This is a genomic window from Robertmurraya beringensis, assembly GCF_042433785.1.
Taxonomy (GTDB): domain Bacteria; phylum Bacillota; class Bacilli; order Bacillales; family Cytobacillaceae; genus Robertmurraya_A; species Robertmurraya_A beringensis.
On record NZ_JBHLUU010000099.1, the window covers coordinates 15,862 to 27,658 of the forward strand.

Annotated in this window: 11 protein-coding genes; 3 read left to right on the forward strand and 8 right to left on the reverse strand. The window is 36.6% G+C overall.

Going from position 1 to position 11,797, the window contains the following annotated elements; translation table 11 throughout:
• Nucleotides 1-32 precede the first annotated feature (32 nt).
• Nucleotides 33-173 carry a hypothetical protein gene (locus ACFFHF_RS13855; RefSeq protein WP_340904018.1) on the forward strand — a complete coding sequence of 47 codons (141 nt, stop codon included), beginning with the start codon at nucleotides 33-35 and terminating at the stop codon, nucleotides 171-173.
• A 133-nt stretch (nucleotides 174-306) separates the two neighbouring features.
• On the opposite strand, the gene ACFFHF_RS13860 is transcribed toward ACFFHF_RS13855, so the two are convergent.
• Nucleotides 307-1,269 (reverse strand): LacI family DNA-binding transcriptional regulator, encoded by a 963-nt coding sequence (locus ACFFHF_RS13860; protein ID WP_377058425.1) that lies wholly within the window; start codon nucleotides 1,267-1,269, stop codon nucleotides 307-309.
• Nucleotides 1,270-1,434: 165 nt separating this feature from the next.
• Here ACFFHF_RS13860 and ACFFHF_RS13865 point away from each other — a divergent pair, with 165 nt between their 5' ends.
• Both ACFFHF_RS13865 and ACFFHF_RS13870 read left to right on the forward strand, forming a co-directional pair.
• Nucleotides 1,435-1,590 (forward strand): hypothetical protein, encoded by a 156-nt coding sequence (locus tag ACFFHF_RS13865; protein ID WP_160549571.1) that lies wholly within the window; start codon nucleotides 1,435-1,437, stop codon nucleotides 1,588-1,590.
• The gene (locus ACFFHF_RS13870) at nucleotides 1,587-1,964 is read left to right on the forward strand and encodes an avidin-fold protein (protein ID WP_160549570.1); all 378 of its coding nucleotides are present in this window, start codon (nucleotides 1,587-1,589) and stop codon (nucleotides 1,962-1,964) included. The genes ACFFHF_RS13865 and ACFFHF_RS13870 overlap by 4 nt, the downstream gene beginning before the upstream one ends.
• Before the next feature lie 48 nt (nucleotides 1,965-2,012).
• Here ACFFHF_RS13870 and ACFFHF_RS13875 read toward each other — a convergent pair whose 3' ends face one another.
• From ACFFHF_RS13875 to ACFFHF_RS13905, 7 genes are all read right to left on the reverse strand, one after another.
• Complete coding sequence (locus ACFFHF_RS13875; RefSeq protein WP_340904021.1) at nucleotides 2,013-3,611, reverse strand: aspartate:alanine exchanger family transporter; 1,599 nt, start codon at nucleotides 3,609-3,611, stop codon at nucleotides 2,013-2,015.
• Between the two features lie 387 nt (nucleotides 3,612-3,998).
• Nucleotides 3,999-4,445, reverse strand: a complete 447-nt coding sequence (locus tag ACFFHF_RS13880; protein ID WP_160549569.1) for a DUF6376 family protein — start codon at nucleotides 4,443-4,445, stop codon at nucleotides 3,999-4,001.
• Between the two features lie 262 nt (nucleotides 4,446-4,707).
• Entirely contained in the window at nucleotides 4,708-5,766 is a 1,059-nt protein-coding gene (locus tag ACFFHF_RS13885) for an LLM class flavin-dependent oxidoreductase (RefSeq protein ID WP_377058426.1), read from the reverse strand.
• Nucleotides 5,767-5,944: 178 nt separating this feature from the next.
• Entirely contained in the window at nucleotides 5,945-8,287 is a 2,343-nt protein-coding gene (locus ACFFHF_RS13890; RefSeq protein WP_377058427.1) for a putative bifunctional diguanylate cyclase/phosphodiesterase, read from the reverse strand.
• Nucleotides 8,288-8,299: 12 nt separating this feature from the next.
• Nucleotides 8,300-8,866 carry a hypothetical protein gene (locus ACFFHF_RS13895; protein ID WP_377058428.1) on the reverse strand — a complete coding sequence of 189 codons (567 nt, stop codon included), beginning with the start codon at nucleotides 8,864-8,866 and terminating at the stop codon, nucleotides 8,300-8,302.
• Between the two features lie 280 nt (nucleotides 8,867-9,146).
• Nucleotides 9,147-10,211 carry a glycosyltransferase gene (locus ACFFHF_RS13900; protein WP_377058429.1) on the reverse strand — a complete coding sequence of 355 codons (1,065 nt, stop codon included), beginning with the start codon at nucleotides 10,209-10,211 and terminating at the stop codon, nucleotides 9,147-9,149.
• 62 nt (nucleotides 10,212-10,273) lie between these two features.
• A complete protein-coding gene (locus tag ACFFHF_RS13905; protein ID WP_377058430.1) occupies nucleotides 10,274-11,644 on the reverse strand; it encodes a sugar phosphate nucleotidyltransferase in 1,371 nt (456 codons plus the stop codon).
• Between the last annotated feature and the right edge of the window lie 153 nt (nucleotides 11,645-11,797).

The window sequence follows — 11,797 nt, forward strand, 5'->3', positions numbered from 1 at the left end:
TTGGATAGTAAAGAGGATGGAGGTGAAAAATCATGACTGAAAAAGCTAACCCAAATGTTAAACTAGGTGGAAAGATTGTCAAAGAGAAAGGTAACGGCGGAGACCAAATTCATGGGCATGAAAAAGAGAACAAAAATGGAAAATTCAATACAAACCCTAAAACCGGTATGTAAAACAAACCCCACACCCTTCTGTATCTTGATAGGTGTGGGGGATTTATCTTTTCAAACCATTTTTCTATACCTTGGAGTCCAAGCCACCAAACAATTACAAATTCCTCTATTTCGCTTTTCTAGGCTATATGATCTACACTGTTAATCGCTCGATTAACTTCACTTCAATCTCCTCCTGAAAGATCGTTGGGTACTGCATCGCTTGAATAAATAATTTTCTACCTACCTCAACAAGCGGAATTTCAAGTGTAGTGATATTCATAATTTTGGCAATGGGCTGATTATCAAAACCCATAATCGCTAGCTCATTAGGAACAAGTATTCCTAGTTCCCTCGCACAAGTAATAATTCCTGCGGCTACTTGATCACTAGTAACCAATAAAGCGGTAGGGGGAGAGTTCATTTCTTTTAACCGGTCGACGATTCCCTCCCCATCTTCGAAACGAAAGCTATCATAAAAAATATAATCCAGCACCAGTGGATGCCCGTGTTCCAGTAGGAAATTCTTATAAGCTGCCTCTCGCATTTCACTATTTCTGCCTGATTTTCTACCGATGCAATAACCGATTCGCTGATGCCCCTTTTGATGTAAATATTTTAAAGCAATCGAGAAGCTTTTATAATGATCAATATAAGTAGAAGACACGATTTTGTCTTCTACTTCTTCACATAAAATAATTGGTCCATATGTTTTATACTCATTAATTACTTCCCAGTCACTAATCCTTGAACAAATGATTAAGGCATCAATTTGCTTTTGCTTTAGCATATTTAATGCTTCTATTTCTCTTTTCAACTCATAGTTTGTTTGAAAGAGAACGAGCTTGTAATTATTCTTAACTGCTTCATTTGCGATTCCCTCCACTAAAAATCCAAAATAAGGAGAATTCGAAAATGGAATAACCACTCCAATCAAATACGTCTTTCCTTTACTTAAGTGAACAGCATTAATATTACGTTGATAATTCACTTCCTCCATCGCTTGTTGCACAGCTGCCTTTTTCTCTTCACTCACATAGGGGTGTTCATTTAATACACGGGAGACAGTCGTAACAGAAACTCCAGCCATTTTTGCTATTTCACGAATATTTGCCATACACTCACCCTTTAAAAAACTTTTTCTTGCTCTGAAACGCGTTTCACCATTTAAGCTAAAAATGTAATAAACAGGGAGAAATGGTTTTTCAATAAAATGGTATAACTTACTAGTAATCTTATCATCTTTTACCTTTTCTCCATACACAAAAAAGGGGGAAGTACAATGTTAGGTCTAATTGCACTATGCTTCACCATTTATTTTTTCGCTTATTTAACGATTAAAGCAGCAGGAACTACCATTCGTGTAGTGCCGATTCGTACATTCGATGATTATTTTATTGACTATAGCAGAACAAAGTTGGGGGATGGAGAAGAATGAGTGAATACAATAATAAATTATTTATATTTACACCCATGGACGCTACATCTTTTTTTCCTAGCGGAACGATTTTTTCTTTTAAACAATACGACCGTCTCATTCATGCGAGTATTAAAGGGGAAAACGTAAAAAAAGGAGAATTAGTCGGGTTAATTAATAAACAGGGTATCTTAGAATACTCCCTTAATTATCAACTGTTTGATCACCAAGTATATGGTGGCGTTGGTACACTAACACCATGTGGAAAAATGGGAACTAGGCTTAAAGGAGTTTATTCTGTTACGAATGTAGAAGAGACTTTCGAGTGTAATTTCACACTAGAAAAAGTGTCACTTCAGAATCAAATAGCTTGGAGAAAAAAGAAGTCATGTTAAAAAAAACCAAAGCTTAGGTCACTCCCCCTAAGCTTTGTACCTGTTAATTTATAGAAAAAAAATAAGTAACTGTGAAATAATTGCAACAAAAATAAGTGCAAAAGGATATGCAGCAGCATAGGCAATCGATGCATCATCAGAATCAATTTGTTGATTCACCGCACCTAAACCAGGTGTACTAGTCATTCCCCCACATAATGCTCCGAGAGAATGGATAACACTCATCTTGAATATCTTTCTTGATAAAAAGAAGCCAACAATCATCGGAATGACTGTGATTAATGCCCCACCAAACACCAGACGGAACCCTTCTTCCTGAATTACCTCAACTAACCCCTGACCAGCGGTTGTTCCAGCTCCTGCTAAAAATAATACAAGACCAATATCACGGATTACCTGATTTGAAGGTTGGAAAAAACGAGCTCGTATCGGACCAATTTTTCCGAAATGACCAATAATCAAGGCGATAAAAAGTGGTCCTCCTGCCACCCCTAATGTAATCGTACCTAGACCTGGAAGATGAATAGGTATCATTCCTACCGCAATTCCAATTAATAATATTAAGCTTAGCGATAGAATATGGATATTCGTAACTACTAGTGACTTTCTAGTAAATAGCTTTCCCGCATCGTTTAGTCGGTCTTCACTACTTACCAATGTTAATATATCTCCTCTTTCGAGCGGCCATCTTGCACTTTGATTGTACTCGAATCCTCCACGTTCAATTCTTGTAACCGTTACTCCGTATTTCCTTCTTAGCTCAAGTTCTTTTATGTTTTTCCCAATGATCTCTTCCGAATCAACCGTTACTTTACGAATCATTACGTGGTCATGGTTTTGTAAATTTGTTGAAACCTCTTTTCCTATATCTTCAATCATGCGATTTAAGTCTTCCCTTAAGCCAACTGCCACCAATCGATCACCATTCAAAATTACCGTATCATTCAATGCTATAATATTTCTATCTCCACGAATCACTCGACTGATGACAACAGAACCATATTGGTTAAATCGTAACTCTTTTAACGTTTTTTTATTGATATTTGGGTCCATGACCTCGATAGTTGTCACTTCAGGTGATTCTTCATTTCTAACAGGACCACTGTATTCATTCAGGTCCTTCTCCATATCCACTTTTAATACCTTAGGCAATAGCTGTACAAAAAGCACCACAGCTAATACGCCAAATGGATATGCAATCCCATAGCCAACCGAAGCGAGAGGATCATTTGTAGCATGTAAGGCAGCCGCAAGACCAGGAGTACTCGTCAATGCTCCAGTCATAATTCCTATACTAAGTGCTGGCGATAAATCAAACGCCTTCGCAACCACTACAGTTGTAATCGCTGCGACAAATACAATAATTAACCCAATAAATCCAAAGATCATTCCACTAGATCTCATCATACGGAAAAAGCGCGGTCCAGCCTGTAAACCAATTGCGACAATAAATAAGCTTAATCCGAGATTTTGAACCGTATGAGGAATATCATAACCCCAGTGACCAAAAAACATGGCCACAAGAAGAACACCTGAAGATCCCAGACTTAACCCTCTTATCTCCATTTGTCCGAGAACAGAGCCTAAGAATAAGATAACAAATAATAATAGCAGCGGTTCCTTTAATAACACCACAACCCAATCCACAACACATTCCCCCATGAGTAACAGCAACATTTTTCTCCATTATATTCTCTTCGAATTCAAAAAAAAGAACTTACTACATTAATTCACGAGATTGCCTTAATGAATACGCTTAAATTATTAAAGCAAACTAAGACTGTGTTGAAAAACACAATTCAATGTGGAGGGTGATACTTTGAATATGCTAATCCGCTCCTTTATGATGATAGTAAAAGTACTATATAAGCTAGAAAAGCTTAGCTATGTGCTAATGACAATCTTTAGGATGCCTGCCTTTAGTAAAGCATAAGCTGTATCTATTATCCCATTGAGAAAAAAGGTAAGCTCAACGCTTACCTTTTCTATTACATTTCTACTTAAGTTTTTATGCGACAAAATATTGAATATATATTATTCGCCAAGCTGTTGAATTTGATTAGAAAGCTCTGTTAACTCTTGTATAGTTGTAAATAATTCGGTATTTTCCAATAAAGCAGGGTCTAGTTCCCCATTTTCAATATTTGATAAAAATACATTTATCCCTTCTAATGCCTTGTCGTTTTGCTCCATAACCTGTTGATGGATATCCTCCGCGATACTTGGAGCTTCGAGTTTACTAAATGCTTCAATCTCTTGTTTCATCTCTAATAATCTTGTTTCTAAATCTTCTAAAGCTTGTGTATCGGTAATTGCTTGCTCGGCCATTGCTGGTACTTCGTTTGCAAACTCCGTCGCTTCATTTACATATTCTGTTGCTTGATTTACGTAGTCGAGTGTTCCATTCACTTCTTCCAAAAACGAACAACCGCTTAATCCAATCACCGCTGTTAACGCAACTGCCAACCGCTTTAACCTCATTCTTTTCTCCTCCAGTATTTTATTATTGAAAAATAAGAAGGATCACTACCAACATGGTAATGATCCTACAAAAAGGGGCAGACCTTTACCAAAACATTGGCAAAGGTCTCGCTAGCAACAAAAATTGCCCAACAAAGCCGGAGAATTTTATCTCGTAATGACGACTTTATTGTTATAGCTACTCCCCTTTGATATTAATTATCCTCATAATAATCATACGTGTAAGCATGCAGAGAAGTCAAATGATTTGAAGTTCCCATTCTTACTCGTTACCTAAAGATGTTTCCCATTTTGCAACTTCATCCTTTACAATCGGTGCCACTTCCTTGCCTAGTAATTCTATTGCCTTCATTACATTTTCATGAGGCATAGAGCCAACCGGTACGTGAAGCATAAATCGAGTAATCCCAACGTTCTTTCGTAAATGAATGATTTTATCTGCCACTGTTTTTGAATCTCCAACGTATAAAGCACCTTCAAAGCTACGTGCCGCATCAAAGCTAGCACGACCATAATGCCCCCAACCGCGCTCCCGTCCAAGTACATTCATGACCTGTTGGGTTGATGGGAAAAACTTGTCTGCAGCAACTTCCGTTTCTTCAGCTATAAATCCATGCGAGTGAGAAGCTACCGTTAGTTTCGAAACATCATGACCGGCATGAGCAGCTGCTTTCTTATAGAGCTCAACTAGTGGAGCAAATTGTACAGGTCTTCCTCCAATTATAGCTAATACGAGTGGAAGACCAAGAATTCCAGCACGGATGACCGATTCGGAATTCCCCCCACTTCCAATCCAGACCGGAAGTGGATGTTGGACCGGACGTGGATACACTCCTTTTTGATGAATGGCCGGTCTATGTTGACCTGACCAAGAAACAATTTCAGAATCCCTAATCTTTAGTAATAAATCCAACTTCTCTTCAAACAATTCGTCATAATCGGCTAAATCGTACCCGAATAATGGAAATGACTCAATAAATGACCCTCGTCCTGCCATAATTTCGGCTCGCCCATTTGAAATCGCATCTAGTGTTGCAAAATCTTGAAACACACGAACAGGATCAGCTGACGAAAGCACAGTAACCGCACTCGTCAGACGGATACGTTTTGTTTGCGAAGCAGCCGCAGCTAATAAGACTGCTGGAGAAGATGCAGCAAAATCTGCTCTATGATGCTCGCCTACCCCAAACACATCTAAACCGACTTGATCAGCTAGAACGATTTCTTCCACCACTTCGCGAATCCGTTGTGCATGACTAACTACCTTTCCTGTCTCAACATCCGGTGTTGTTTCTACAAATGTACTTACACCTATTTCCAATATGAATCCTCCTATACCATAAGCAGTTATGTATGTATACCTTAGACACTATGCGACTTGGATATATAACTTTATCATAATCATTCTAATCTAAAAATGCTACTTTCACCTCTATTCAAAAAAAACGGAAAAAATTCTCCACAAAAAAAGCATTTCTACATAGAAACGCTCCTCTTTTTTATTTTTTGGTGAGTTGCTTCTGTAAAAGCACCTCTGTATCTAGCCTGTTTAACGGAGGACTGAACAGATAACCTTGATATTCGTCACATTCAATGGATCGTAAGAAGAGCTTTTGACTATCGTCTTCTACTCCCTCTGCAATCACCTTGTAATTTAATCCTTTAGCCATCAAAACAATCAATTTAACTATGGCAACATTTTTCTCACTTGTATGAAGTGAAGAAATAAAGGATCGATCAATCTTCAAGTGGTCAATAGGATACTGGTTCAAGTATTGCAACGAGGAATAGCCTGTACCAAAATCGTCCATAGCAATATGGAAACCCATTTCCTTTAGTGATTGCAACTTAGAAAGTGTTTCTTCAATTGAACCCATTGCCACACTTTCAGTAATTTCTAGTTCAATATTCTCAGGATTTGCTTTTGTTTCAAATAAAGTCTCGGTTACTTTTTCAATAAAGTTGTTCTGTTGAAATTGAATGGCTGATATATTGACGGCGATTCGAATCGGTAAAATACCCTGTTCTCCCCATTTCACAGATTGCAAACAAGCTTCTTTCAATACCCATTCTCCTAGAGGAAGAATAAGTCCCGTTTCCTCTGCCAGAGGAATAAACTCGCAAGGTGGAACCATGCCTTGATCAGGTCGAATCCAGCGCAACAACGCTTCTACCCCAACAATCTTATTGTTTTCAAGAGAAACCTGAGGCTGGTAGTATAACTCTAGTTCATTTCGCTCAATCCCTTTTCGTAACGCGTTCTCCATTGTCACTTGAGGTTCTATGTCCATTTCGGCATGGTATATTTTATAGTGATTTTTTCCAGCTTCCTTCACTTTATACATGGCTGTGTCAGCCTTCATTAATAGAGACTCAAAGCTGTTGCCATGTTCCGGGAAAATTGACACCCCAATACTAGGTGTCACATATAGTTCTTCCCCTCTAATATCATAGGTTTTTCGAAGGACAGTAAGAATATTTTCTGCGATTTTCTCAATTTGTATTTCGTTTTTATTTTCGAGTAAAATTCCGTATTCGTCTCCACCAATACGGCAAACTAGCTCACTTGGTTTAAGACTCGAAGTTAATCGATCTCCTACCTCTTTTAACAATAAATCCCCATATGAATGTCCTAGACTGTCATTTATATGCTTAAAGCGGTCTAAATCTAGTAGCAAGAAGGCTATTTTCTTTTTACTTCGTACATGATGGTTACTGATCGCTCTTGAAAGCCGCTTTTCAATAAATCTCCTATTGGGCAAACCCGTCACAACGTCATGATAAGCTAAATATTCCATCTGATTAATCGTTTCAACCAACCGGTCCGTTCTCTCTTTAACCTTTACCTCAAGTTGCTCATTTAAATCATTCAATTCAGAAACCAATTTATCATTTTCTAACAAGGTAAAAAGTTGTCTTAAGACCACTAATAGAATCGTTAAAAACAGGCCTACGACCACAGGCGCAGTGTGATAAATTTGAGAGATCACATACAAGGATAGCAACACCACCCCCGCATAAGGCAAACTGTGCCTAACAAAGAATCGATTCTCCATTTGTGAATCATTCTTATGTTTCACCTGAGATGGTGTTTCATGATAGATACCAGCTAAAGCCAGGAAAAACAACGAAAGGATCCATAAAGGCTCTGAAATACTTCCTACCGTGTATAGATTTTTCACAGATAAATAGGAGAATAAGGTATCTGCTAAGATTTGTACCAATAAACCTACTATTAATAAATATAAAGTCTTTTTATTAAAAACGGTATTTGAAGCAATTAAAAGACTGATGACTCCTCCTAAAACCCCAAGATCTAATATCGGATACATGAGTTCTACTAGATGAAATGGATTTCCCTTCATTTTTAATAACGGAGCGATAATGAACACCCAATTAAATGTGGTTGCAACGGCCATGATGATCAACATATCAAAGGAAAATCGTATGGTAAGTAACTTACTTTTTACAACGTTCATCATGTATAAAAGGGCAACAAAATAAAACCCATTCTGTCCAATCCAAAAGATTTTTGGGAACAGGAGAGTATCTCCATGAACACCTAAGATAAACTCGTAAAACACCCAAATAAGAATCCCTATTATATAACTTAAGATTCCTAATCCTAAATATAACCAAAACTTTTTGGCCTTGCCGTCGTCATTTTTATATGTTGCAAAAAGCCAGCCAAAAGATGTTAAGCAGGCAATGGTTTGGAATGTAACTCCACCCCAGTCCAAAAAAGCTTGCTTATGCTGAAAGAAATAATTCCATAAGAAGTTTGAAATGATAAAAAAAGCGATAAAAAGGTAAGCAAACTTTTTATTTTTCAGGGCGTACATTATTTTCTCCTTTTATATATAAATCGGTTTCCTATCAAACCCTTGGGTGGAAGGAATAATCCATGGATATTTTTGTTTATTTGAATATACCTCTTTAGAGTGGATAATTGCAGGAATCACGTAATCACCTTTATAATACATTTGATCCGCAACAGCTTCGATCGGTATTTTGTATACATTTCTTAATGCTCTATAGAATACTCTCTCCAAAAGAACCACGCAATAGTTCATTTGGTAGAAATCTGTGTAATGAACAAATAGCGATAATAATCTTTCGAGATTTTTTCCCCTATATTCCTTTAAAATAGAAACCTTATCTATTTCAATGACCTTCATGGGATTCATTTCTATTTTATTAATTTCGTGAAAGGGAAAAACCGTGTTAATGTAATTTTGCAACGATGGAAAGTAGGATTTGAACTCAATCGTACCAATTTCTTTATTAGCTTGATCCAAAATAATAAATCGGTCTGTCTCATCGAATGTCGGATCTAGCATATAACCCTTTTCGAGCCAGCATTCCATCCAAATTTCATTAAATGTATTAAGATCGGCCAATGTCTCAACTTTTATAAACATCTTATCCTCCACTAGTTCAAATGATTGTCTTAGTTCAGATCTAGTTGTAATGTCATAAGAATTACTTTTATCCTATATTATACTACAATAGTATCATGAGGAAGTGGAAAAGTTGAGGTTATGGAATTTATTATTCCAATAATAATTAGTTAACAATATAATTATTATATTTAAATAATTCTCACTAGAGGGACAAACAGGAAATAATGAAGCACCCAGGCTTACTCCCCTATAAATTATTATATTTAGAAATTTTATATTTTTCTAAATTTTCATCATGTTATTCAAACAGCTTGCGGTTTGCAAGCACACTAGGATGATCTGGTCGATATTCTCCCGCTTTTTCATTATGCTCACAAGATTTTTCTAGGTCCTGGAGCCTCCAATAACAAACACAAAGTTGTAAATGAGGATACCAGGTCCAATAATCAGGATTCTGAAAGCCTCCTGTATCTGTCTTTTTATTATTGATGGCACAGTCATACCAAAAGATTGCTGCTTCATATTCTTTCTTCTCCATAAAATAGTCACCCATTTTACAACAGAATTCAGCCCTAGGAGAATCATACTTTAGACTTTGAAGTAAAGAAACCATTACATTCTCACTTTCTCCTAAACTTTGATAACAATCCGATTTATTTATGCATGCTCTTATTTCGTCTTCCACCCATCCCTTTTTCGTTGCAAGAAATTTATCATAATAACGAATGGCTTTCCTATATTTTTGATGGTCCTTTAATTCGTTAGCATAGTAATATAGATCTCTAGGTGTAAATACTTCTCTCTTTTTCAATCTATTTTCATAAATGGTTATGTTTCTTTTTGATGGTAGGTGTTGTTTCATTGCCCGATTATGCATTACAGCTATATCGGATTGAATAATATTCCCAGATACCTCCAAATACTCGTGAACCGGTCCAAACCATTTAAATTGATTGGATCGTTTCACCAGTCGATTTCTCCTAAAGGAAAAGTTTGGATTTCCACTTTCATCAAAACCATAATGATAGATCATCGATACTGCATCAACGGACATATCCAGCATATTTTTTAAATCTTTTAACTTTATTAGATCCATTTCATCTAACGAATCATCTGCATCTAACCACATGATAAAATCTTTGGTTGCATGACTAAAGGCAAAGTTTCTCGCAGCAGAAAAATCATCGATCCATTTAAAATCAATAATACGATCAGTGAATTTGGCAGCAATCTCTTTTGTTTTATCTGTTGACCCGGTGTCAACAATCACAATTTCATCACAAACTTCTTTTATACTACTTAAACACAGCTCTAAGACTTCCTCTTCGTTTTTTACTATCATGCATAGACTAATGGATTGCACATAATCTCCTCCAATACTTGTTCGCACTACTATCTAAGAGAATTTCACACTAGAAATTTTCGTCACTCACTACAATGAGCTTCAACTTCTTCCCAATCCATAAAAACACGAACAATATCTTCTTCAATAAGTTGACTACCTGTCTGCACCTCGATTATCTCCAAATCCTCTATCGCCTTAATTCCATGTAATGCTCCCACTGAAATTTGAAGAACATCCCCTTGTTTAACTGAGTAGATCTTTTCATTTAGTGCAAACTTTCCTGTTCCACTAATAATAGTCCAAACTTCACTCCGGTATTGATGTTTCTGATAGCTGAGATTTTTACCCGCACTAACATTAATACGTTTTGTTAGAACCTCATTTCCGTCATCTAATTTGATGTAATCTAATACACGATACCACCCCCACCGGCGCTCTTCATACATAGGACGGTTATTATATTCTTTTGCAATTTCTTTGACTCTCGGGCTTGCATCTTTATCTGAAACTAGAATTCCATCAGGACTAATCGCGACTATAAGATTCGATAATCCCAATACTGAAACAGGAATATCTAATTCATTTATTACATGCACATTTTCACAATCCGAACTAATGCTTCCTTTACCTATTTGGGGGATTTTCATTTCTTCAGATAAAGTATTCCATGTACCAAGGTCCTTCCACTGACCATTATAAGCAGAAACAACAATGTTTGAAGATTTTTCAACGACCTCATAATCAAAGCTATTTATAGGAATTTTTGTATATCCCTTCACTAATTCATCATAATTTACCGGAATTTTTTGATTCAATAAATGATTAATAATATATTTTAGTTTGAATGCGAATACACCCGCATTCCAAAGAGCACCTTGTTCAAGTAAATTTCTTGCCAATTCTTCGTTAGGCTTTTCTATGAATTTCTGAACACGTGATAATTCTCCCTCTTTTTCTTTCTCAGGAACTATATATCCATATTTTTCAGAAGGAAAAGTAGGTTGAATTCCAATTAGAACTAGGTCTGCATTGGATTGACAGATTACATCCTCCAAAGCACTTATATGAGAAAAAAAGGAATCATTCACAAATGGATCCACTGGGAGAACAGCAACAGCCTCGTCTAGTCCAATCCCTTTTTCTGAGTATAAATATACAGCAGCCAACGCAATTGCAGCATAGGTATCACGTCTACTCGGTTCAATGATTAAGGGTATATTCTTACCCAGTTGACTGTCTATCAAGTCCACCTGTGATTTCCCAGTAGACACGATTGTTTTTTCAGCTAAGTTTGCTCTTTTTAGCTGTTGCCAAACACGTTGTATCATTGATATAGGTTGTTTCAAATTATCCGGATCAGGCAATACTTTCAAAAACTGTTTAGATCGAGAATCATTAGATAGTGGCCAGAGACGTTTACCCGATCCGCCAGATAAAAGAATAAGTTGCACAGAATCACTCCTATAATAAACATATTTCTCATAAGCCCCAAAATGAACTTGGACAATAAGAGTAATATTTATTATACTGCTTAATGTACCAAGGAGGCTGACATCATGAAACGAATAAAACATTCTAAAGAATTTAAATTACAAGTCATCAAG